Source organism: Pedobacter sp. 01N310, from assembly GCF_056399805.1.
Genome location: NZ_JBFTSB010000006.1, coordinates 85,170 through 108,322 on the forward strand (window position 1 = coordinate 85,170; position 23,153 = coordinate 108,322).

The 23,153-nt window shown below is 38.5% G+C and carries 20 protein-coding genes; 14 read left to right on the top strand and 6 right to left on the bottom strand.

Annotated elements, in window-relative coordinates:
• Positions 1 to 27: 27 nt before the first annotated feature.
• From AC1DNH_RS14020 to AC1DNH_RS14085, 14 genes are all read left to right on the top strand, one after another.
• Positions 28 to 1,488, top strand: coding sequence for a UDP-N-acetylmuramoyl-L-alanyl-D-glutamate--2,6-diaminopimelate ligase (locus AC1DNH_RS14020; protein ID WP_477625451.1), 1,461 nt, complete (start codon positions 28 to 30; stop codon positions 1,486 to 1,488).
• The gene (gene mraY / locus AC1DNH_RS14025) at positions 1,488 to 2,735 is read left to right on the top strand and encodes a phospho-N-acetylmuramoyl-pentapeptide-transferase (RefSeq protein ID WP_477584452.1); all 1,248 of its coding nucleotides are present in this window, start codon (positions 1,488 to 1,490) and stop codon (positions 2,733 to 2,735) included. Before AC1DNH_RS14020 ends, mraY begins: the two co-directional genes overlap by 1 nt.
• 142 nt (positions 2,736 to 2,877) lie before the next feature.
• Positions 2,878 to 4,266: a UDP-N-acetylmuramoyl-L-alanine--D-glutamate ligase gene (gene murD, locus AC1DNH_RS14030; protein ID WP_477584450.1), complete on the top strand. Its 1,389-nt coding sequence runs from the start codon at positions 2,878 to 2,880 to the stop codon at positions 4,264 to 4,266.
• A 15-nt stretch (positions 4,267 to 4,281) separates the two neighbouring features.
• Entirely contained in the window at positions 4,282 to 5,475 is a 1,194-nt protein-coding gene (locus AC1DNH_RS14035; RefSeq protein WP_215131996.1) for an FtsW/RodA/SpoVE family cell cycle protein, read from the top strand.
• A 110-nt stretch (positions 5,476 to 5,585) separates the two neighbouring features.
• On the top strand, positions 5,586 to 5,963 hold the full coding sequence (locus tag AC1DNH_RS14040) for a four helix bundle protein (RefSeq protein ID WP_223833553.1): 378 nt from the start codon (positions 5,586 to 5,588) through the stop codon (positions 5,961 to 5,963).
• A gap of 94 nt (positions 5,964 to 6,057) precedes the next feature.
• A complete protein-coding gene (murG, locus tag AC1DNH_RS14045) occupies positions 6,058 to 7,170 on the top strand; it encodes an undecaprenyldiphospho-muramoylpentapeptide beta-N-acetylglucosaminyltransferase (protein WP_477625452.1) in 1,113 nt (370 codons plus the stop codon).
• Positions 7,171 to 7,305: 135 nt separating this feature from the next.
• Entirely contained in the window at positions 7,306 to 8,661 is a 1,356-nt protein-coding gene (gene murC / locus AC1DNH_RS14050) for a UDP-N-acetylmuramate--L-alanine ligase (protein ID WP_477625453.1), read from the top strand.
• Complete coding sequence (locus AC1DNH_RS14055) at positions 8,654 to 9,859, top strand: cell division protein FtsQ/DivIB (RefSeq protein WP_477625454.1); 1,206 nt, start codon at positions 8,654 to 8,656, stop codon at positions 9,857 to 9,859. Before murC ends, AC1DNH_RS14055 begins: the two co-directional genes overlap by 8 nt.
• Positions 9,860 to 9,864: 5 nt before the next feature.
• Complete coding sequence (gene ftsA, locus AC1DNH_RS14060; RefSeq protein WP_055915204.1) at positions 9,865 to 11,223, top strand: cell division protein FtsA; 1,359 nt, start codon at positions 9,865 to 9,867, stop codon at positions 11,221 to 11,223.
• Positions 11,224 to 11,353: 130 nt separating this feature from the next.
• The gene (ftsZ, locus tag AC1DNH_RS14065; protein ID WP_477610385.1) at positions 11,354 to 12,979 is read left to right on the top strand and encodes a cell division protein FtsZ; all 1,626 of its coding nucleotides are present in this window, start codon (positions 11,354 to 11,356) and stop codon (positions 12,977 to 12,979) included.
• Positions 12,980 to 13,144: 165 nt separating this feature from the next.
• The gene (locus AC1DNH_RS14070; protein ID WP_477625455.1) at positions 13,145 to 14,386 is read left to right on the top strand and encodes an aminotransferase class I/II-fold pyridoxal phosphate-dependent enzyme; all 1,242 of its coding nucleotides are present in this window, start codon (positions 13,145 to 13,147) and stop codon (positions 14,384 to 14,386) included.
• 261 nt (positions 14,387 to 14,647) lie between these two features.
• Positions 14,648 to 14,824 carry a hypothetical protein gene (locus AC1DNH_RS14075; RefSeq protein ID WP_029278061.1) on the top strand — a complete coding sequence of 59 codons (177 nt, stop codon included), beginning with the start codon at positions 14,648 to 14,650 and terminating at the stop codon, positions 14,822 to 14,824.
• Between the two features lie 418 nt (positions 14,825 to 15,242).
• Positions 15,243 to 16,166: a helix-turn-helix domain-containing protein gene (locus AC1DNH_RS14080; RefSeq protein ID WP_477625456.1), complete on the top strand. Its 924-nt coding sequence runs from the start codon at positions 15,243 to 15,245 to the stop codon at positions 16,164 to 16,166.
• A 181-nt stretch (positions 16,167 to 16,347) separates the two neighbouring features.
• Positions 16,348 to 16,830 carry an N-acetyltransferase family protein gene (locus tag AC1DNH_RS14085; RefSeq protein ID WP_477584682.1) on the top strand — a complete coding sequence of 161 codons (483 nt, stop codon included), beginning with the start codon at positions 16,348 to 16,350 and terminating at the stop codon, positions 16,828 to 16,830.
• A gap of 140 nt (positions 16,831 to 16,970) precedes the next feature.
• On the opposite strand, the gene AC1DNH_RS14090 is transcribed toward AC1DNH_RS14085, so the two are convergent.
• The 6 genes from AC1DNH_RS14090 to AC1DNH_RS14115 form a co-directional block, all read right to left on the bottom strand.
• Entirely contained in the window at positions 16,971 to 17,261 is a 291-nt protein-coding gene (locus AC1DNH_RS14090) for a hypothetical protein (RefSeq protein ID WP_477607694.1), read from the bottom strand.
• An 11-nt stretch (positions 17,262 to 17,272) separates the two neighbouring features.
• On the bottom strand, positions 17,273 to 17,593 hold the full coding sequence (locus AC1DNH_RS14095; protein ID WP_477581259.1) for a hypothetical protein: 321 nt from the start codon (positions 17,591 to 17,593) through the stop codon (positions 17,273 to 17,275).
• Between the two features lie 222 nt (positions 17,594 to 17,815).
• Complete coding sequence (gene dapA, locus AC1DNH_RS14100; protein WP_477581257.1) at positions 17,816 to 18,703, bottom strand: 4-hydroxy-tetrahydrodipicolinate synthase; 888 nt, start codon at positions 18,701 to 18,703, stop codon at positions 17,816 to 17,818.
• An 88-nt stretch (positions 18,704 to 18,791) separates the two neighbouring features.
• Positions 18,792 to 20,804, bottom strand: a complete 2,013-nt coding sequence (ligA, locus tag AC1DNH_RS14105; RefSeq protein WP_477607692.1) for an NAD-dependent DNA ligase LigA — start codon at positions 20,802 to 20,804, stop codon at positions 18,792 to 18,794.
• A 30-nt stretch (positions 20,805 to 20,834) separates the two neighbouring features.
• Entirely contained in the window at positions 20,835 to 22,337 is a 1,503-nt protein-coding gene (locus AC1DNH_RS14110) for a hypothetical protein (protein ID WP_477607690.1), read from the bottom strand.
• A gap of 37 nt (positions 22,338 to 22,374) precedes the next feature.
• A complete protein-coding gene (locus AC1DNH_RS14115; RefSeq protein WP_477581252.1) occupies positions 22,375 to 23,049 on the bottom strand; it encodes an ACP phosphodiesterase in 675 nt (224 codons plus the stop codon).
• Positions 23,050 to 23,153: the final 104 nt, after the last annotated feature.

Sequence of the window (23,153 nt, forward strand, 5' to 3'; positions counted from 1 at the left end):
CTCTAATTCAATCATTCAATAATTAATATGATGCAATTACAGGATTTACTTTATGGCGTAACGATTAAAGAATTGGTTGGTAGAACCGATAGGGAAATCAATGCGCTGAATTTCGATTCGCGTAAAGTAAGTAAAGATGATATCTTTTTTGCCGTAGTGGGCACTGTAGCTGATGGACACCAGTTTATTGAGCAGACCATTGAGCAGGGGGCAGGTGTAATTATCTGCGAGAATTTGCCAGAGATCGATGATTTTACTGTTACCTACATCAAAGTAGATAATACTGCTGTGGCTTTGGGTATCATTGCCGGGAATTATTTTGGAAACCCATCGGCAGATCTGAAACTGATCGGCATAACAGGAACCAACGGAAAAACCACCATTGCTACCATTCTTTTTAAATTATTTAAAGATTTAGGTTACAAAACCGGGCTTTTATCAACGGTAGAAAATTATATCAATGATACGGTAGTGGCGGCAACGCATACCACACCAAATCCGATCGCATTAAATCAGCTCTTAAGAGAAATGGTCGATGCGGGTTGCGATTACTGTTTTATGGAAGTAAGCTCACATGCAGTTTCTCAGCACAGGATTGAAGGCTTGACTTTCTCAGGAGGTGTATTTTCGAATTTAACACATGATCATTTAGATTTTCATAAAACTTTTGACGCTTACCTGAAAGCTAAAAAAGCATTTTTTGATGTACTGCCTAAATCGGCATTTGCATTGACCAATATCGACGATAAAAACGGAGTGGTGATGCTGCAGAATACAAAAGCGCATAAAAAAACCTATGCGCTTAAACAACTGGCCGATTTTAAAGCAAAAATTATCGAAAACCAGTTTAGTGGCCTGCATTTAGATATCGATAACGAAGACGTTTACTTTAAGCTTGTAGGGTCTTTCAATGCATACAATTTATTGGCCGTGTATGGAACAGCCATTTTGTTGGAGCAGGATAAGTTAAAGGTGCTGACTTTGTTGAGCCGTTTATCAGGTGCTGAAGGAAGATTTGATTACATCACCTCTGCAGATAAGATTATAGGTATTGTAGATTACGCGCATACGCCAGATGCTGTTCAGAATGTGTTGAGTACCATTGCCAATATCCGCAAAGGAACCGAACAGGTAATCACAGTGATTGGATGCGGGGGAGATCGTGATAAAACCAAACGCCCTATTATGGCTCAGGTAGCATGCGATTGGAGCGATAAAGTGATCCTGACCTCCGACAATCCCAGAACGGAAGATCCACAGACGATTATCAGCGAAATGGAAGCAGGTGTGTCACCAAGCAATAAGCGTAAAACCCTATCCATTTTAGATAGAAAAGAAGCAATAAAAACAGCCTGCCATTTAGCGCAGCCAGGAGACATTATTCTTGTTGCTGGTAAAGGGCATGAGAAATATCAGGAAATTAATGGCGTAAGGAACCATTTTGATGATAAAGAAATTTTACTTGAACAATTAAAACCAATCAGCTAATGTTATATTTATTATTCGAATACCTGCATAAGCATTATGATATACCTGGGTTAAGGTTGTTTCAGTACATCACTTTCCGTGCATCTATCTCTATTATTTTATCATTGGTAATTACCACCGTTTACGGACGTAGGTTGATTGATTACCTACATAAAAAACAGGTTGGAGAAACAGTAAGGAATTTAGGTTTAGAAGGACAGATGCAAAAACAAGGTACACCGACAATGGGTGGTATTATTATTTTGCTGGGCATTCTTATTCCAACCATGTTGTTTGCCAATATCTCCAATATCTATGTGATTTTAATGATAATCACCACAATCTGGATGGGCACTGTAGGCTTTTTAGATGATTATATCAAAGTTTTCAAAAAGAATAAAGAAGGTTTAGCAGGTCGTTTTAAAGTAGTTGGTCAGGTTGGTTTAGGCTTAATTGTAGGTTGCACCATGTACTTCCATCCAAATATTGTGGTAAGGGAAACTGTACAGGACGATGTAAAAAGTACTTCTACGGTTCCGATGGTACTGCGCCAAAAAGGAGAAACCTTTTATTATACACAAGATGTAAAATCGACTAAAACCAATATGCCTTTTTATAAGAACAATGAGTTCGATTATGCAAAGGTATTAAAGTTTTTAGGTGCCGATTACCATAAATATGCATTTTTTATCTTCCTGATCGTAACGGTATTTATCATTACCGCCGTGTCGAACGGGGCAAACATTACCGATGGGATTGATGGTTTAGCTACAGGAACTTCGGCAGTAATCGGGATCACCCTGGGTATTTTGGCTTATGTATCGGGTAATACCATTATGGCCGATTACCTCAATATTATGTATATCCCAAACTCTGCAGAGCTGATGATTTTTGCAGGTGCATTTGTGGGTTCCTGCGTAGGTTTTCTTTGGTATAACTCTTACCCGGCGCAGATTTTTATGGGCGATACCGGAAGTTTGGCCATTGGGGGAATCATCGCCTCATTTGCCATCATGATCCGCAAAGAGCTGTTGATTCCGATTTTATGTGGAATATTCCTGGTAGAACTGGTGTCGGTAATTATGCAGGTGTCTTATTTTAAATATACCAAGAAGAAATTTGGCGAAGGCCGCAGGATTTTCCTGATGTCGCCTTTACACCACCATTACCAGAAAAAAGGATATCATGAAGCCAAAATTGTAACCCGCTTCTGGATTATCGGAATCATGCTGGCAATTATGACCATTGTAACATTGAAACTGAGGTAAAAAGCCAAAAGACTAAAGCTGAAAGGCAAAAGATAGAATAATAATTAAAATACCCTTAGTGGTAAATAAAAAATAAGGTAAAAAAATTAAAATGTGATGGTATCCGGTCTTGATACTTATCACTTGATACTAAAAAATAATAATGAGCACGAATAATATCACATCAAGCAATACTAAGTCAGCGATGACCGGGCACGGCCGTGTGGTTATTCTTGGTGCCGGCGAAAGTGGAGTTGGCGCTGCAAAATTGGCTCAGGCAAAAGGTTTCGATGTTTTTGTTTCCGATTACGGTGTAATTACCGACAAATATAAAGCTGCATTAGAAAAACTTTCCATTCCGTTCGAATCTGAAAAACATACCGAAGAACTGATCTTAAATGCAACAGAGGTAATTAAAAGTCCGGGTATTCCGCCTACAGCCCCAATTATTAAAAAATTGGTCGCAAAAGGTGTTCCTGTGGTTTCGGAAATTGAATTTGCCAAAAGATATACCAATGCAAAAACCATCTGCATTACGGGTTCAAACGGTAAGTCGACTACGAGTTTATTAACCTATCACATCCTAAAAAATGCGGGTTTAAATGTGGGTCTGGCTGGTAATATCGGACAGAGTTTTGCAGCACAGGTGGCTACAGAAGATTACGAATATTATGTACTGGAAATCTCAAGTTTCATGCTTGATGATATGTTCGCATTTAAAGCCGATATAGCAGTTTTACTTAACATTACACCGGATCATTTAGATCGTTACGATTATAAACTGGAGAATTATGCTGCATCTAAAATGCGGATTGTTCAAAACCAGACAGCAGAAGATATTTTCATTTATTGTGCAGATGACGAAGAGAGCCTAAAAGCCATCGAGTTGATTAAGCCTGTGGCGAAAGCCTTTCCCTTTTCAATTACTAAAAAAGTAGAACTGGGTGCTTATTTAGAAGAAACTACTATACATATCCTTACAGAACCAAATAACCAACTAACCATGTCTATTTCAGATTTAGCCTTACAGGGCAAGCACAACATTTACAATTCTATGGCCTCAGGCATTGTGTCTAAAGTTTTAGAATTAAGAAATGAGACCATCCGCGAAAGCATGGGCAATTTCAAAAATATTGAGCACAGGTTAGAGCATGTGGCCAAAATTTCGGGGATCGATTTTATCAACGACAGTAAAGCCACCAATGTGAACTCTACCTGGTATGCTTTAGAGAGTATGACCAGTGATGTAGTATTGATTATGGGCGGTGTTGATAAGGGAAACGATTACAACATGCTTAAAGATCTGGTTAAAAGTAAGGTTAAGGCTATCGTTTGTTTGGGTAAGGATAACAAACGTATTCACGATGCTTTCGAGGATGATGTAGAAGTAATTGTAAATACTTTTTCGGCAGATGAAGCAGCACAGATTGCTTTCCATTTGGCTAAACGTGGCGATGCGGTTTTGTTATCGCCAGCCTGTGCCAGTTTCGATCTGTTCAAAAATTACGAAGACCGCGGTAACCAGTTTAAAGCGGCAGTTAGAGAATTATAATAGGAGGTACAATATATGTTCCAAGCACTACTTAATAAAACAAAAGGCGATAGGTGGATCTGGCTGATCATCATCCTGCTTTCGCTTATATCTGTAATGGCAGTGTATAGTGCAACAGGTACCTTGGCATATAAAAAAGGAGAAACGGTAGAAAAGCTTTTGCTCACCAAACATTTAATTTTTGTGCTGATGGGTATCGGGATGATCTATATTGCCCACCTGCTCGATTACCGTTATTATGCGGGTATTTCAAAGGTATTGATGATCGTTACCATTCCGTTGCTGTTTTATACATTAATATTCGGAACAAATTTGAACGATGCATCAAGATGGGTTAAAATACCGGTAATCGGATTGACGTTTCAAACTTCTGATTTAGCAAAGCTGGCATTGATCACCTTTTTGGCCAGGATGCTAACCAAAAAGCAAGAAAATATTAAAAATGTTAAAGAATCATTTATACCAATTATGGGTTCGGTTTGTGTGGTGTTTGTTTTAATCGCACTGGCCAACCTATCTACAGCATTAATGCTGTTTGGTGTAAGTATTTTGCTGTTAATTATCGGTAGGATCAGTATTAAACAGATCGCGATTGTTTGTGCAGGTGGCTTTGTGCTCCTGTTGTTTGTTTTCTTTTTGGGCCCAAGAAGAAAAACGTACATGTCGCGTATCAATACGTTCATGCATCCTGAAATGCAGCATTCAGATAAAACTTTCCAGGCAGACCAGGCAAAAATTGCTTTGGCTACTGGTGGTGTTTTTGGTAAAGGACCAGGTAATAGTACACAACGCAATTTCCTACCACACCCGTATTCCGATTTTATTTTCGCCATTATTATTGAAGAATGGGGAACTGTGGGAGGAATTGTAATTATGATACTATACCTGGTGCTTTTATACCGATGTATCAAGATCGTAACCCGGGCGCCCAAGGCCTTCGGCGCGCTCCTGGCAGCCGGACTGAGTTTCAGTCTGACCATACAGGCCTTTGCAAACATGGCGGTAGCGGTAGGGTTGGGGCCGGTAACAGGGGTTCCGCTTCCGTTGGTAAGTATGGGTGGTACATCAATGATCTTTACCAGTGTGGCCTTCGGGATTATACTCAGCGTAAGCCGTGATGTAGAAGAAAATGCAAATGCGTTAACAAAAGAAGAAAAAGAGAAAGTAAAAAATAAAATAATAATAGGTGAAATACCTGCAATAGCTTAATTAATGATTGAATTAGTGAATGATTGAATTTACGCAATGATTAATAATTGAGTGAATTAGAAATTGAATAAAACATCCCAAAGTTTTAAAGTTGAAATTAAAATTAATAAATGATGGAGAATGTTAGTAAAATAGATTTTGTAACAGCGATAAAAGCAAGAACAAAAAAGTTGGTTTTAGATTCAATTAAGTTCTATCAAGCATTACCGAAAACAGAAGAAGCAAGAATATTAGGTAGGCAATTTATGCGTTCCTCTTCTTCAGTTGGATCAAATTATAGAGCAGCTTGTAGAAGTAGGTCAAAAGCTGAGTTTTACGCAAAACTTAGCATAGTTGTAGAAGAGGCTGATGAAACAGCTTTTTGGATTGAAATTTTAACCGAATCTGGAATTTCGGATTTAGTTAAAGCTCAACCATTATTAAAAGAAGTAAATGAAATTTTGGCAATTGTAGCTAAAGCAAGAAAAACAGTAAGTAATAATAAATAGTGATTGAAAGAGCGAATGATTGAAATGAAAGAATGGAGGATTGCCTGTAGCACTCACTCATTCAAAATTCTATCATTCAATAATTAAATATAAAATGAATAATTCCCCAAAAATTATCATATCAGGTGGTGGCACCGGCGGGCATATTTTTCCCGCCGTGGCCATAGCCAATGCGCTAAAACGCATGGTGCCAACCTGTGAGATTTTGTTTGTGGGTGCAATAGGCCGCATGGAAATGGAAAAAGTTCCTGCAGCCGGATATAAAATTATAGGGTTAAATATTAGTGGGATGCAACGCGGCTCGATTATTAAAAATCTCGCGCTCCCGTTCAAGGTAATCGGTAGTGTTCGCAAAGCCATGCAGATTATCAATGATTTTAAGCCCGATGCCGTAGTAGGTGTTGGTGGTTATGCCTCGGGCCCACTATTGTATGCAGCTTCGTTGAAAGGAATTCCTTACCTCATCCAGGAACAGAATTCTTATGCCGGAATAACTAATAAATGGTTAGGTAAAAAGGCTTCAAAAATCTGTGTTGCCTTTGATGATATGGATCAGTTTTTTCCAGCTGATCGGATTTTAAAAACAGGAAATCCTGTCCGCCAGGAAGTAGTTGATATTAAAGGAAAACATTTTCAGGGTGCCGAACTGTTAAAGCTCGATCCATTGAAAAAGACCATTATGGTTACCGGTGGAAGTTTAGGCGCAGGCACACTGAATAAAGCGATTGAAAAACATTTACCCGATATCCTTGCTCAAGATGTGCAGGTGATCTGGCAAACAGGTAAATATTACTACAAAGGGATTATTGAAAGATTGGGTTTAACATATCATCCCAATGTTCGCATTCTTGAGTTTTTAAATAAAATGGACCTCGCTTATGCAGCAGCAGATGTAATTGTGAGCCGGGCAGGAGCCGGAACCATAGCAGAACTTTGTTTGATTAAAAAGCCAGTGATATTAGTGCCTTCGCCAAACGTTGCAGAAGACCATCAAACCAAAAATGCGATGGCCCTGGTTAAAAATGGAGCAGCAATATTAATTAACGACCGCTCTGCAGAAGATACTTTGGTTAAAGAAGCACTGGCGTTATTAAATAACAAAGAACAGTGTGAAAAACTTTCAGAAAACATAGGTGAAATGGCATTGCCAGCGGCAGACGAAATTATAGCGAACGAAGTACTGAAACTAATAAAGCGGAAAGACTAAAGTAGAAAGACCAAAGAAGAGACAGATTGTCATTACAAGGTATGAAGCACAATCTTAATGCGATAGAAAATAAAAATAAAACAATAGAAAGGCAAGCTTTAAGCTTTGGTCTTTCCACTTTTAGCTTAAAATAAAATGGAACTAAGTAAAATAAATAGGGTTTTCTTTGTAGGTATCGGTGGTATCGGCATGAGTGCGCTTGCCCGTTATTTTGCTAAACGCGGACAGGTAGTTTGTGGTTATGATAAAACCAGGACTAAGCTGACTGAAACCTTAGAGCAGGAAGGCATTCTCATTACGTATCTTGATGAAGCCTCTTCACTGCCCTGTGCATTTTTGGATGATCATGATGATACCCTTGTGGTTTACACTCCAGCGATTCCAAAAGATGCTAAAATTTTAAACCATTTTATAAATAAAGGTTTTGCACTTAAAAAACGTTCTGAGGTTTTAGGGATCATCAGTAAAGGAATGTTCTGTATCGCAGTTGCGGGTACACATGGCAAAACCACAACATCATCTATAGTTGCGCATATTTTAAAAGATACTGGCTACGATTGTACCGCTTTTTTAGGTGGGATAACCAGTAACTATAACAGTAATGTGCTTTTCGGTAAGAACAACGTTGTAGTGGTAGAGGCCGATGAATACGACCGTTCTTTCCTAACCTTGCACCCGGATGTAGCCGTGGTTACTTCTATGGATGCAGATCACCTGGATATTTACGGTGACAAGAGCCATCTCGAAGAATCGTTCAGGTTGTTTGCCGGTCAGCTTAAAGCCGAAGGTGTGCTCTATGCGCACGAAGGATTGCCACTTGAAAAAAGCACCAGTTATGCGGCAAGTTCAACGGCAACTGCAAAGGCAGAAAATTTAAGGGTAGAAGGGTCGAAATTTGTGTTCGATTATGCCGATAGTACACAAAGTATCAAAGACATTAGTTTAATGCTTCCCGGTAAGCACAATGTCGAAAATACAACGGTTGCCATTGCCATTGCGCTGCAATTGGGTATCGATGCAGAAAAAGTAAAACAAGCGGTTGCCAATTTTAAGGGTGTTAAACGCCGCTTCGAATATATTGTGAATAATGGCAATCAGATTTATATTGATGATTATGCACATCATCCTGAAGAACTGAGGGCTTGTTTTGATGCGGTAAGACAGTTGTATCCAGATAAAAAGCTAACGGTGATTTTTCAACCGCACCTCTTTACACGGACAAGGGATTTTGCTGATGAATTCGCAAAAGTTTTAAGCACGGCTGATGAACTGATGCTGTTGGAGATTTATCCCGCAAGAGAATTGCCGCTTGAAGGGATAAATGCACAGTTTTTATTGGATAAAATCACTTTGGTAGATAAAAAAATATGTGGAAAAGATTTTGTGGTTCAGCATGTTAAGGACACAAAACCTGAATTAATTTTAACAGTAGGTGCGGGAGATATCGACACGATTATCGAACCCCTTAAAAATACTTTAAACAATGCTTAAACGGATAAACTGGAGCGCAATTTTTACTGGCTTTGCCTGGCTGATCAGCTTGGCAGGGGTGGTGGTGCTTTTGAGTTTTATCAATGTGAAGAAACARACAGTTAAATGTACCGATGTTAAGATCCTGATTCCCGGAGCTGATAACTTTATTGAGCGGGAAGAAATTGATGCCATTTTAAAAGAAGATCAAGGTATTCTTTTAGGTCGTAATCTCGAGAATATCAATATTCATAAGATCGAGAAAAAACTACAGTCTAACCCTTACATCGGTTTTGCTAAAGTATATGTAGATATGGATGGGGTACTGCATATTGAAGTAAAACAACGTCAGCCTATTCTGCGCATATTGAACGAGAACGGGCAGGATTTTTACATTGATAATGATGGACTGAAAATGCCTATTTCATCAAACTTCACGGCCAATGTGCTTGTGGCTACAGGGCATATTACAGAGGTTTTTGGAAGCAGAGTTGATACCCTGCATACGCAATTGGCAAGAGATTTATATAAAACTGCGCAGTATATTAAGCAAGATACCCTTTGGGATGCTCAGATCGAACAGATTGTGGTTGATCAGAAAAACGACATCGAACTGATCCCAAGGGTAGGTAATCAACGTATTGTTTTGGGTAATGCCGATTCGCTTGAAAAGAAAATGAAGAACCTGTTGCTGTTCTATAAAAAAGCAATGCCGCAGGTAGGTTGGGATACTTATAAAACCATCAATATTAAATATACCAACCAGATTGTTTGCGAAAAAAGAGATTCGACAGAATTAGGGAAAAAAGCAAAAACAATTTCTGCAGCCGATAGTTTGAGGATACAACGAAACGTAACCGATTCACTGATCAACAGCACAATTGTGGCGGCGATGGATGACCGGCCAGAGGCAGATGAAGCCGAAAAGGAGACGCCTAAAAGAGAAGCGCCAAAAAAGCCCGAGCCTAAAAAAGCGGAAGTGAAAAAGGAGGCGCCTAAAAAAACAGTACCAGTTAAAACAGAAGTAAAAAAGCCAGCGGTTGCGCAGGCCGCCAAACCGAAGGAAACAAAGCCAGCGGATAAAAAAGAAAAACCGAAGCAAACGGTAACAACACAGCCAAAGCCGGCAAAATCTGAGGCCCAACTGAAGAAAGAGAAAGAAGCAAGAGAGAAAGAAATCAGGGCATTGGAAAAACAGTATAAAACTCAGCAAAATTAACGAATATGGACAAGGCAAAATTTACCAGTCAGTCGCCCATCGTAGTAGGATTGGATATCGGTACTACAAAAATTTGTGTTATCGTTGGTCGTAGAACACAACACGGTAAGATAGAAATCTTAGGAATAGGCAAGGCAGAATCGGCGGGTGTGACACGTGGAGTGGTTTCTAACATTCAAAAAACCGTGCAGGGTATTGCTCAAGCAGTTGAAGTAGCAAGCGGACAATCCAATGTAGAGATACAGGTGGTAAATGTGGGTATTGCTGGTCAGCACATTAAGAGCTTACAGCACAGAGGAATTTTAACAAGAAGAGAATTAAACAACGAAATCGGTAAAAAAGATATCGATAAGCTGATTGATGATATGTTTAAACTGGTAATGCCGCCGGGTGAGGAAATCATCCATGTATTGCCACAGGAATTTACCATCGATAACGAGCCGGGAATCAAAGATCCGATCGGTATGGCAGGGGTTCGCCTTGAAGCTAACTTTCATATCATTTCTGGTCAGGTTACGGCTGTAAAAAATATCATCAAATGTGTAAACAATGCAGGTCTGCAAACTCAGGATTTAATTCTTGAGCCATTGGCCTCTTCTGAATCGGTGTTGAGCGAGGAAGAAAAAGAAGCTGGTATTGCATTGGTTGATATTGGTGGTGGTACTACAGATATTGCCATTTTCCACGAAGGTATTATCCGTCACACGGCAGTTATCCCTTTTGGTGGCAATAGTGTTACCGAAGATATCAGAGAGGGCTGCTCTGTAATGCGCAACCAGGCTGAGTTATTAAAAACACGTTTTGGTTCGGCATTGGCTGAAGAAAATAAAGAAAACGAAATTATTTGTGTTCCTGGCTTACGTGGCCGCGAACCAAAAGAAATTTCGGTTAAAAACCTGGCTTACGTCATTCAGGCGCGTATGGAAGAAATTATTGAGCACGTATATTACGAGATCAAATCTTCAGGATATGAGAAAAAACTGATCGGTGGTATTGTAATTACCGGTGGTGGTGCTTTATTAAAACACTTATCTCAGGCAGTTGAATATGTAACCGGTTTAGATTGTCGTATTGGTTACCCGAACGAGCATTTATCTAAATATGAAGATATGCCTAAAACCATTTATGATGATCTGAAAAGCCCGATGTATGCAACCAGTGTAGGTTTGCTGATCAAAGGAATCCAAAAAGCAGAAGAGTTAATTGAAGAAATGAAACAGCCTGGCGTTTTTGTAGAAAAACCAAAAACAGCCAAAGAAAAAGAGAAACGCGGACCAGGTTTGTTTGATAAATTACTGGCAAAAACAAGAACTTTCATTCAGGATGACATGAATGTAAGCGATGAAGATTACTTAAAAAGTTAATTATTTTTCCACAAAAGATGAGTTTTCCACATTATCAACAGTTGTGGAAAACGTCTGTTGAAAAAGTGTTAATATTACATTGAGTAATGAACAGAATTTAAAAATTTTTAAACAACTGATTCATAAAGATATGCAGTTCGAAATGTTAAAAGATAAGTCTTCAATCATCAAGGTAATTGGTGTTGGAGGCGGTGGCGGCAACGCAGTGAACCATATGTACCTGTCTGGTATTACTGGTGTGGATTTTATTATTTGTAATACAGATGCCCAGGCTTTGGAATCTAGCCCAATACCTAACAAGGTACAATTAGGTGCTAGCTTAACCGAAGGGATGGGGGCTGGTTCTATTCCTGAGGTTGGTAAAAACTCAGCTATAGAGAATATAGATGATATTAAGGCCATGTTAGGTAGTACGACCAAAATGCTTTTTATTACAGCAGGAATGGGTGGTGGTACCGGAACAGGAGCTTCTCCAATCATTGCGAAAGCAGCTAAAGAACTTGATATTTTAACTGTTGCCATCATTACTACACCATTTTCTTTCGAAGGAAAAAGACGTAGACTGCAGGCAGATGAAGGAATGGAAGAGTTGAAAAAATACGTAGATTCTTACTTAGTTATCTCTAACGATCGCCTGCGTGAAATCTTCGGAAACTTAACCTTAGGCTCTGCCTTTGGCCAGGCCGACGATATTTTAACCACGGCTGCAAAAGGTATTGCAGAGATCATCACAGTTCCAGGTTATATCAACGTGGATTTTAAGGATGTGCGTACTGTAATGAAAGATAGTGGCGTAGCCATTATGGGTAGTTTTGCCGCTGAGGGCGAAGACCGTGCGTTACAGGCCGTAGAAGGCGCTTTGGCTTCTCCATTGTTAAAGGATAATGAAATCGAAGGTGCCCGTTATATTTTATTGAATATTAGTTCTGGTCTGCGCGAAGTAACCATGGATGAAGTTTCGATCATTACCGATTACATTCAGGAAAAAGCTGGTTTATCGGCTGATTTGATCTGGGGTAACTGTACCGACGAATCTTTAAGCGATAAACTTTCAGTAACCATTATTGCTACAGGTTTCCAAACATCAGAAGAACGCGTAAACGAAGAAAAAAATAAAAAGAAAATATCACTTTTAACACCTGAAGAAGCGCCGCTAGTTCGTCCCGTTGAACCAGTAAACTCTTTCATTCAGCCTAAAACAACGCCATCTTACGAGCCTGTTTTAAAAACGAAGGAAGAAGTTTCGCAGGCAGATCTTTTTGGTGGTATGTTCAATAAATCGGAACCTCAAAAAGTTCAGGAGCCAGAAAATAATGTGGTTCGCCATACCTTGATGGAAGAAGAACCTCAGGTAGAAGAAGCACAGGAAACCGGCTTTGAGTTTGAGGTAAAATTAGCTGAAACTAATTTTGTGTTCGAAACACCGGCTGCCCAAATGCCGCCAATGCCTGAGCCGGAAATTGAAATGCCGGTTGTAGGTTTAGATGATGACAAAAGTGATGAATCGATGGAAGAGCAATTGAAAAAATCTAAAGAACGTATTTTACGTTTAAAAGATTTAAGCATGAAATTGCGTACTACCAATGGTTTACAGGAACTGGAAAACGAACCTGCTTATAAACGCAAGCAAATGCAGTTGCAACAAGTTCAGCATTCTTCTGAATCGCAGGTGAGTAGGTTTACTTTAAGCAACGATCAGGATGGTGGTACTGAGATCAGACCTAACAATTCTTTCTTGCACGATAACGTTGATTAAAACAAACCAAATATAATTTTAAAGCCCCGAAGTAAAATCGGGGCTTTTTTGGCATAAAATTGGAGTGTTAAAAATCTTAATTAACACCTAAAAGATCATTAGGTTGATTTTAAGACGAATAAAGCTTAAATTCGCAAAATTTTATTATAAAAAACACATAATACATTGGATATATTTGATAAGATAGCAAAGCACATGGGGCCACTAGGGCAACACCAGAAATGGTCTCATGGGTATTTCTCATTTCCAAAATTAGAGGGAGAAATTGCACCTCACATGCAGTTTCGTGGAAAAGAGCATTTGGTTTGGAGTTTAAACAACTACTTAGGCTTAGCCAATCACCCGGAAGTTAGAAAGGCAGATGAAGAAGCTGCGGCAAAATTTGGTATGGCTTACCCTATGGGTGCCCGTATGATGAGCGGTAATTCAAGCTATCATGAACAGCTGGAGCAAGAACTTGCAGCGTTTGTGGGCAAACCAGATGCATTTTTATTAAACTACGGTTATCAGGGTATGGTATCTATTATCGATACTCTGGTTGACAGGAATGATGTTGTGGTGTATGATGCAGAATCGCATGCCTGTATTGTAGATGGATTACGTTTGCACATGGGTAAACGATTTGTTTACAAACATAATGATATTGAAAGTGCCCGTAAGCAGTTAGAGCGTGCTACCAAACTGGTTGAAGAAACTGGTGGTGGTATTCTTTTAATTACCGAAGGTGTTTTTGGAATGAGCGGAGCTCAGGGTAAATTGAAGGAAATTGTTGATCTTAAAAAAGATTTCAACTTCCGTATCCTGGTTGATGATGCACATGGTTTCGGTACAATGGGTAAAACCGGTGCAGGTACACACGAAGCACAAGACTGTATTGATGGAATCGATGTTTATTTTGGAACCTTCGCCAAATCTATGGCAGGTATTGGTGCTTTTGTTGCTTCAACAGAACAGATCACTAATTTTTTAAGGTATAACATGCGTTCTCAGACTTTTGCCAAGGCATTACCAATGCCAATGGTAATCGGTTTGTTAAAACGCTTAGAGTTGCTAAAAAGCCAACCTGAGCTGAAGGATAAACTTTGGGAAATTGCAATGACCCTGCAAAAAGGATTACGTGAGCGCGGATTCGATTTAGGTGTTACCGATTCGGTAGTTACACCGGTTTTCTTAAAAGGCGAACTTTCTGATGCTACTGCAATTACTTACGATTTACGCGAGAACTATAGCATCTTTTGCTCAATCGTTGTTTATCCGGTAATTCCAAAAGGTATGATCGAACTCCGTTTAATTCCTACAGCTGTTCATACACTAGAAGATGTACAACGTACTTTAGATGCTTTTAGTGAAGTAGCTGAAAAATTAGAAAACGGATATTATAAAGAGAATCTTTTCGCTACCGTTTAAGGTCTATATAAATTTTACAAAGCCCTTTAAATGCGTTTAAAGGGCTTTTTTGTTGAAATTGTTTCTGTAAAAATCTGTATTTCAGTTACTTGATGTAATTCTTTTGTGGAGAATATGTTTATAAAAGAATAGAATGTGGAAAAAAATGGCGTAGAGGGCTGTTTTTTATTGTTCTAAAAATTTTTTTATTTCACCAAACCCTTTAAATTAGAGTAAGATAATTAAAACTAAAACCTTAAAGAACCATAGGAGTAATTAAAAATGAAAAAATTCGAAGAAGTAAAAAGTTTAGTGGCGGCTTTAGAAGCTGATGCAGACAAATTTTATAATAAAGGTAACAGCGCAGCTGGAACCCGTATACGTAAAGGTATGCAGGATTTGAAAAATTTAGCTCAGGCCATCCGTTTAGAAGTTCAGGAAACTAAAAACAAAGCTTAAGCGATCTAAATATTATAACAAAAAAAGCCTCATTAGAGGCTTTTTTTGTTATAACCATTCATTATTTTTAATCAATCTGTCAAATATTTTTATTACTGTAAAATATATAAGACAAATTATCCTTCATCCTTAAGTTTCCTTAGCTTTCATACTTTAGCGCTTGTGTTCCTTTATAAGTGATCAGATATTGCCCTGAAGGGTTGGTATTGCAACCTTTGCCGATATATTAGTAAACTGTTTAAATGCAAGGAGAACAATTAAACACTGAATTTATGTGCTAAATTATATGATATTTATTTGGTACCAGAGTAAGGTAACTTTGGGTGTCAAATGCTAACGTTATTAACTGTTTATGGTGTCAAAATATTTGCAATATACTCGGCCAGCTAGTGAAGATGTCAGTCATGTCCTGAATATCATGGGCGCTGTTCATCCAATAGATAGTAAATTGACTGAGGAGTTCGAAAAGCACCTCCTGCAGCTAAGAATAAGCAAAGACCAGATACTTTTTAATGAGAATGAAGTGTGTGAATACATATATTTTATCGTTAAAGGGGCCTTAATGGGTTGTACTACGCACAACAAGCAAAAAATAACAACCTACATTTCAGTTGAAAATGATTTTGTTAGTTCCATATCAGGTCTTCATGGGTCGGGTTATTCGCAGGAGTATGTAGTGGCCGTTGAAGATACCCATTTGCTGGCCATGCGTAATGATGAACTCAACCGTCTTTTTTCACATCATTTCGAACTGAATTATATTTTCAGGGTTGTTTTAGAAAAATATTATAAAGATGCGCAGCAAAGAGCGCACATTATACGGGTAGGAAACGCAAAAGAAAGGTATCTGTATTTTGCCAAAACGAATCCAGGCTATTTAGACCGCTTGCCATTAGAGCTGGTTGCCTCGCTGCTAAATGTTAAAGCTTCAACACTTTTATCCATCAAGAAAAATTTTTCAGGGAAAGATAAAAATAAGGAATTGGAAGAGTGGGGACAAAAATTAGAATTGCATATCAATAAACATCAATCATTCAGGCATAAAGATGTCAGGCTTCAATCTCTTTCTAAAGAGATTGGTTTAAGCAGTCATAAACTTTCTATTGTCTTAAACAGCTATTTCAATAAGAGCTTTATTGATTATATCAATCAATATCGTGTAAATTGGATTAAAGGAAGCATCCGGAACCCTGATATCATGCAGAACTTTACGCTAGAGGCACTCGCTTACAGCGCAGGTTTTTCTTCACGGAGTGCTTTTTATAGCTCCTTTAAAAAACTGGTAGGAATGAGTCCTGTTGAATATTCGAAAACCCTCGATCAAGAAAAAACTTCAGCTTAACGTTTCTGTTACAGAAAGGCACTCTTAAGGTACTTTTTATTGTATAGTTGTGTTGATTTATAATACAGGACAAACTTGCTTCTGTATTATGTGCTATAAGGTGCATGTTTGGCTAATTTCGTGCAACAAACATAAACTGTTAGATTTCATAGGCTGATATTGGCCAAAATTGATTAAAACTATGATAAGAATAATGCGTGCAGCAGACTGGGGTGAGGTTAGTGCCATTTATCAGGAAGGAATCGATACTGGTACTGCGAGTTTTAGGACCCCTGATATTTCCTGGGAAAACTGGGATTCGTCACACCTTAAGGCTTGTAGGTTTGTGGCCTGTAAAGGTAAAGGAATTATAGGTTGGAGCGCGCTTTTGCCAGTGTCGGCGAATTATGATGTTGGTAGGGTAGGTGAGACAGAAGTGTATGTTAAACATGGCTATAAAGGCCAGGGAATAGGCTCTTTACTGTTAGACGCACTTGTTAAAGAGAGTGAAAATAAAGGTATTTGGATGCTTCAGGCCGGGATATTTTTGCAAAATTCGGCCATATTGAAAATCTATGAAAAAGCGGGGTTCAGGGTAGTGGGCTATCGCGAAAAAATAGGAAAGGCAAAAGGCGTTTGGCAGGATAACCTGCTGATGGAAAGAAGAAATAAATTGATTGCTTAGCATCTTAAAAAAAGTGCTTGTATTATAAAGACAATTTCTCTTCAGATTCTGTCATGTTGAGCCTGTCGAAACACCATTAAACAAGTCCTTCGACAAGCTCAGGATGACAAATCTATATTGTATTCAATCTCTCTTTTTACCTAATGGATAAATTTATAGTCATCTAAACGGTCTGACTTCACGAAGCGCGTAAGTTTACCCTGATAAAAATAAAAGAAAGTAAAAGGTTCGGGTTTTGGGATAAATGAGTTTGAGGTCATGCGGTAAACATTTGTGCCATCATCATTGGCCAACATCAGTTCTGCGGAACGATTAGCCTTTTTAAAATCATTTTCGGGCATCCCAATTACTATTGAAGATTCAACATACGACCTGCTTTTGCACCCCATGGCCATTACTGCCACAAAAGCAATTAACAATATTTTTTTCATGGTTATCTCCCTTATTTCTGATTAGCTTTTGATTCTTCTATTTTCACGGTTGTGTTATTGAAGTAATGCGTTTTTTGCTCAAATTTGTATAGTTTTTTTTGTGCAAAATAATAGAAATCAGAAAACGTTGATCTTTCTCCCGAACCTTTAAAAACTTCGTAGATTGTCGAATCATTGGCCAGGTAAACTAAAGTGGCCCGGCGATGAGAATCTTTAAAATCATTTTCGTTCATTCCAACATGGATATTGGATGATTCACTGCTCAGCTTAGCGCGTAAGGCGCAGCCGCTGACCATTACGGCCAACATGGCAATACATAATACATTTTTCATTGTGTGTTTAATTTGTGTGTATCGAAGCCAATTCAATAATGGTGCCTTTAATACACCTGAAACTTTTGTAGCGTTATAGTTTTTTAATTTTTTTTTAAGTTGTTGATTGTCAGTTGATTTATTTGCGTAATTTTTTATTTACACACAAAAAAACAGATTGTCTTCATTTACTTTTCAGCAAAATCAAACAATCTGTTCTAAAAATATTAATTGGGGTAGTGTTTAAGCCACCTCGCTTAGTTTTTCTATCTCTGCAATAATCGATTTTTCTAACGCTACAGAAGCTTTAACCAATGGCAACCTTACTGTATCGCCACAAACACCTAAATGTTTTAATGCCGCCTTTATTCCTGCCGGATTGCCCTCGGCAAAAGCCAAACGGGTAAATTCTATTAAGCTTAAATGAGCAGGCAAGGCCGCTTTATAATCGCCAGCTAAACAAAGTTTCACCATATCAGAAAATTGCTTAGGTAAAGCATTCCCGATTACAGAAATAATCCCTGCTGCACCTAAAGCGATCATTGGCAAGGTAACCGGGTCATCACCAGAGATTAAAAGAAAATCTGCAGGTTTATCTCTCATAATCTGGTTAAACTGATCAAAACTTCCTGAAGCTTCTTTGGTCGCGATGATGTTTTTAAAATCATACGCCAGTCTGCAGGTAGTTTCCGGGCTCATGTTGCTTCCGGTACGGCCAGGTACGTTGTATAAAATCAAATCTAAAGGAGAAATTTCTGCTAAGTATTTATAGTGCTGATAAATTCCTTCCTGCGTAGGTTTATTGTAATATGGACTAACCGATAAAATGGCGCTGTATCCGTTAGCATCGAAAGATTTAATATCTTCAGCAACGGCCAAAGTGTTATTGCCACCTATGCCGGCAACTAGCGGTAATCTATTGTTATTAATTTCAGCAGTATAGGCCCACACCTTCTTCTTCTCGTCCTTGGTCATTGTAGCGGTTTCGCCGGTTGTACCTAAAGAAACGAGGTAATCTATCCCTCCGTCTACCAAATGATTAATCAGGTTTTTTAAGCCGTTATAATCAACTGATCCATCTGTGTTGAAAGGTGTAACTAATGCTACCCCAGTACCCTGAAATTTGTTCATTTTAATTTATAATTATTGAATTTTGAATGAGAGATTGAATGAATGCCTTGGACATTCTATCATTCACTAATTCAATCACTCTCTCATTTTATTTTATCATCTCTAAAAGTTCGGCATCGCTGATGATCGGAACGTTTAGTTTATTCGCTTTTTCTAATTTCGATGGACCCATATTGTCGCCTGCTACCAGGTAATTCAATTTGCCCGAAATACCACTCAGCATCTTGCCTCCATTAGCCTCAATCATATCTTTTAGTTCATCGCGACTAAATTTTTCAAAAACGCCCGAAATTACGAATGTTTTTCCAATAAGTCTATCACTATCAAGCGTAATTACTTTTTCTTCAATTTCAAACTGTAATCCGGCTAATTTTAATAATTCTACCTGCTGTAAATGCTCAGATTTTCCAAAATACTCAACAATACTCTCTGCAATTCGCTGGCCGATCTCATCAATGGCAATTAATTCCTCTACAGTAGCTTTAGAAAGGTTGTCGATATTCTTTACGCCAGCGGCAGTTTTCTTTGCAACTGTTTCACCAACATATCGGATACCCAAGCCAAAAAGTACTTTCTCAAAAGGCATTTCCTTCGACTTTTCAATTCCTGCAAGCATGTTCTCGATCGATCGTTCTCCGAAACGGTCTAAGGTTTTCAGTTGATCTGATTTTTGGTACAGGGTATATAAATCGCTGATGTGCCTTACAAGGCCATGCTTATAAAAGGTTTCAATAGTTTCATCACCGAGCCCATCAATGTTCATGGCCTTGCGTGAAATGAAATGCTGAATTTTTCCAACAATCTGCGGCGGGCAACCCTCATCGTTAAGGCAATAATGAACTGCTTCTCCTTCTCTTCTGATTAATTCTGTTCCACATTCGGGGCAGTTGTGTAAATATTGAACCTTTGTAGCGCCAGGCAATCGCTTATCTAAATTTACCTTGATAATTTTTGGAATAATCTCACCACCTTTTTCTACATAAACGGTATCGCCTTCATGTAAATCTAAACGATCTATTTCGTTTGCATTATGCAATGTAGCGCGTTTAACCGTGGTGCCGGCCAATAAAACAGGTTTTAAATTGGCAACCGGCGTAACTGCACCTGTTCTCCCTACCTGATAGGTTACTTTTTCTAATACAGTTTCAACCTCTGCTGCTTTGTATTTGTATGAAATGGCCCAACGTGGAGATTTGGAGGTGAAACCCAATTCTTGCTGTTGTGCATAACTGTTCACCTTAATTACAATACCATCGATATCATAACTTAGTTTAAAACGCTCGTTTTCCCAATGGTGGATAAATTCCAGTACTGCATCGATGTTAGAAACTAGTCGGTTATGTTCGCAAACATGGAAACCCCAATCTTTTACGGCATTTAAACTTTCCCAATGGGTTTTAAATTCATTTTTATCGGTGTATAAGAAATAAATAAAACCATCTAAGGGCCGTTTGGCCACTTCTTTGCTATCCTGCATTTTTATAGTGCCCGAAGCAAAATTTCTAGGGTTTGCATAAGGGATTTCACCAAGTTCTTCACGGGCAGCATTTAAGCGTAAAAAGGCCGCTTTGTGCATAAAAATTTCCCCACGGATTTCGAAATGTTCGGGCGCAATCGCCGATTTGATCTGGTGTGGGATGGTATGAATGGTTTTTACGTTATTGGTTACATCATCACCTTTGGTGCCGTCGCCGCGGGTAACTGCACGTAAAAGTTTGCCGTTTTCATAAGTAAGGCTAATGGATAGGCCATCAAATTTTAATTCGCAAACGTATTCAAAATTATCGCCAATCGCTTTACGGATACGTTCATCAAAATCGCGGAGATCCTGCTCATTGTAGGTATTCCCCAACGATAACATGGGGTATTTGTGGTTTACGGTAATGAAATTTTTGGTAATATCTCCACCAACACGCTGCGTAGGCGAATTTGGATCGGCAAAATCAGGATTTGCTTTTTCGAGTTCGGCGAGGTGCTTTAATTTTTTATCAAACTCATAATCGCCAATAGTAGGCATAGCCAACACATAATAGTTATAATTGTGCTGGTTTAATTCGGCCACCAGGGCATCCATTTCTTCTTTTATTGCAGTTAGCGACATAAGACAAATATAGAAAAAGGAGCAGAGTGATTAATATTTTAGTTGTAAAAGCTGTAAATCTACTTTCTTGCTAAAAATGCCCATACGCTCAACGAATGGAATAATAAAACTACCATTTAGCCAGCTGATGGACTCGGTATTGGCATAATAAGAATTTTTGATGTCGTCCTTAGATATCAGATTGATTTTGTTTATTGTACCTGATTCCAGGTTCATTTCAGCATATACGGTAGCAACTGCAGTAAGACCATCTTTTTGGTTAGCTAAGATTCGAAGGGTTTTCTCTGCCAGGTTGAAGGAAACCTCTGATCCCTCTCCCGCGATACTACTTGTATAATCACGGGGCAAGAATTGATGATAAAGTGGTTTCATTTGAACATCATAGGCATTCATCAGAAGTGATCCCTCAGATGTAATAGAACCATGGCTGCTCGTAACAGAGAACCTTGGGGAAATAGTAACGAGAAGCGTATTGTTGTATTCTGCAATATGTCTGATATTCATGTATTTAATATCTGAGAAAGTCAGATCGTTGAATTTTTTGTTGGCCGGTACAAAAGACTTTTGCAGTTCTTTAACATGGGCTTTATCAAAAACTTCCTTTGTTGAGGTATAGGTACCGTTATTGAAATCGATTCTTGCAATTAACGTAGAGCGTTCTTTGTTCGTATTTTTGTAGAATATGCCAATGTAATTTACCAGGGGCTTTTTACTACTTGCAAAACTTATCGACGATATTTCATCCTGGTTAAAAGCATCCAAAGGAATGCTCACGGTTTTAAGTGGGCTGGGGTTACTGCTCAAATAAATTGCAACGTTACATTTTCCCTTCGAAGCATCTACCGTACTGATAATAAAACTGCCATCATCGCCACAAGATGCCTTCCAGGTATCTCCATCCGGCATGTCGGGTTCCATTTTTTGTATTTGTTCCAGCTTATCATTAAAATCGATTACGGTGTAGCTCTGAGATTCATTAAAATCCTTATCCATTTTAAGGGCAGTTAAAAAACCAACCACCGGTAAGCCTATATGCACCTTGCGTTTTAATGCTGTTAGCCTTGTCGCCATCTTAAAATAAGCGCCATCCTCAGAAAAAAAGAATTCTGGTGTTTCCACAAAATCCTTACTTCCATCATAAATTATCTTTTGAGAAAGTATTTTGCCAGTCTTTTCTTCCAACAGATAAGCGATAAATTGATTGGTAAAACTTTTAAAGTAGCTACGGTCTGTGGAGGCAACAACCATAATGTTGCTTTTAAATTTTCCAATTGCCATTGGAAAACCAGTAAGTGTTGTAAGCCATTTCTGACTGAGCTTATCATCAACGGTAACCACTGCAAAGTCAGCTTTAGGTACGTCAACAATCATGGCGATGGCGTTACCGGATAAATCTACTTTTGTACCGTACCTGCTATCATAAGAGGCTCGGATGTTCCAGGTTGGTTTTTTGATAACATTAATCTGCTGTTGAGCGAAGGTGTTGAACTGCAAAACGATGATTAATAGGGAGAGAATTAGTTTAATTTTCATTTAGTTATTTGGTTTTTGCCCAAATATATCAAAATAATCAAACCAGTTTTTTCTCAATCTCTTTAAAAATATCCATGTAATCTTTTTCCAGAACGGTTTTAAAAATCCCAAGTTCAAAAGTCAGCTGCTGCAACTGCTTTTCATTTAACGTTTCCGGCCACAAACGCATACAGATCCTGTTAAGGGCATAACTGATATTTTCGAGTTTTTGGTAACTCAACAGGTATTTACTGCTGATGAACTTTTCTAGAAAATTGAAAAATACCTCCGGATCTTTCAGGTTACAGTGCTCCAGAAAATCGCTCAAGGATTCTTTTTTTACCGCTTCGAGTTTATCATAAAAATGATTTACCTGAACCAGATTATGTGTTACCAATAAATGATCCAATAAAAGTTCTAAGCCAATGTGTGCGAGGAATGAGGGGCGGACTGCAGTATTTTCTACAATGGGCTTAATGAGCTGCTTAAGCTCGGTGGTTTTCTCAAGGAAAAAATTAGAGGAATGAAAAAGCAGGTCGACCGCTAAATGTCTTTTCCAGCCAAAAAGCAGGTTTTCTTCATCAGGATTTCCTTTAAACAGGAATTCATTCTTCTGTGGGTATAGATTTGCCTCTTTTGCAGCATTTTTAATCAGATCTGGCAAAACCGTTCCCATTACCACATTGGCATCATTATTTGTCCGGTCGAAATAATAATGGGATAAAAAGTTCATTTTGCAAGGTAATGTTTTCTTATATGGTTGTAAAGAGCCAATGGTAAAATATTGGTAAGGTTACGGGGCTGCAAAGCGCAATTGCGATAACTCATTTACAAAAC

What these genes read in the sequence shown, in the direction of transcription:
- AC1DNH_RS14020 (WP_477625451.1), top strand. Translation starts at nt 28, where the DNA reads ATGATGCAATTACAGGATTTACTTTATGGCGTAACGATTAAAGAATTG.
- mraY (WP_477584452.1), top strand. Translation starts at nt 1,488, where the DNA reads ATGTTATATTTATTATTCGAATACCTGCATAAGCATTATGATATACCT.
- murD (WP_477584450.1), top strand. Translation starts at nt 2,878, where the DNA reads ATGAGCACGAATAATATCACATCAAGCAATACTAAGTCAGCGATGACC.
- AC1DNH_RS14035 (WP_215131996.1), top strand. Translation starts at nt 4,282, where the DNA reads ATGTTCCAAGCACTACTTAATAAAACAAAAGGCGATAGGTGGATCTGG.
- AC1DNH_RS14040 (WP_223833553.1), top strand. Translation starts at nt 5,586, where the DNA reads ATGATGGAGAATGTTAGTAAAATAGATTTTGTAACAGCGATAAAAGCA.
- murG (WP_477625452.1), top strand. Translation starts at nt 6,058, where the DNA reads ATGAATAATTCCCCAAAAATTATCATATCAGGTGGTGGCACCGGCGGG.
- murC (WP_477625453.1), top strand. Translation starts at nt 7,306, where the DNA reads ATGGAACTAAGTAAAATAAATAGGGTTTTCTTTGTAGGTATCGGTGGT.
- ftsA (WP_055915204.1), top strand. Translation starts at nt 9,865, where the DNA reads ATGGACAAGGCAAAATTTACCAGTCAGTCGCCCATCGTAGTAGGATTG.
- ftsZ (WP_477610385.1), top strand. Translation starts at nt 11,354, where the DNA reads ATGCAGTTCGAAATGTTAAAAGATAAGTCTTCAATCATCAAGGTAATT.
- AC1DNH_RS14075 (WP_029278061.1), top strand. Translation starts at nt 14,648, where the DNA reads ATGAAAAAATTCGAAGAAGTAAAAAGTTTAGTGGCGGCTTTAGAAGCT.
- AC1DNH_RS14080 (WP_477625456.1), top strand. Translation starts at nt 15,243, where the DNA reads ATGGGCGCTGTTCATCCAATAGATAGTAAATTGACTGAGGAGTTCGAA.
- AC1DNH_RS14085 (WP_477584682.1), top strand. Translation starts at nt 16,348, where the DNA reads ATGATAAGAATAATGCGTGCAGCAGACTGGGGTGAGGTTAGTGCCATT.
- AC1DNH_RS14090 (WP_477607694.1), bottom strand. Translation starts at nt 17,261, where the DNA reads ATGAAAAAAATATTGTTAATTGCTTTTGTGGCAGTAATGGCCATGGGG.
- AC1DNH_RS14095 (WP_477581259.1), bottom strand. Translation starts at nt 17,593, where the DNA reads ATGAAAAATGTATTATGTATTGCCATGTTGGCCGTAATGGTCAGCGGC.
- dapA (WP_477581257.1), bottom strand. Translation starts at nt 18,703, where the DNA reads ATGAACAAATTTCAGGGTACTGGGGTAGCATTAGTTACACCTTTCAAC.
- ligA (WP_477607692.1), bottom strand. Translation starts at nt 20,804, where the DNA reads ATGTCGCTAACTGCAATAAAAGAAGAAATGGATGCCCTGGTGGCCGAA.
- AC1DNH_RS14110 (WP_477607690.1), bottom strand. Translation starts at nt 22,337, where the DNA reads ATGAAAATTAAACTAATTCTCTCCCTATTAATCATCGTTTTGCAGTTC.
- AC1DNH_RS14115 (WP_477581252.1), bottom strand. Translation starts at nt 23,049, where the DNA reads ATGAACTTTTTATCCCATTATTATTTCGACCGGACAAATAATGATGCC.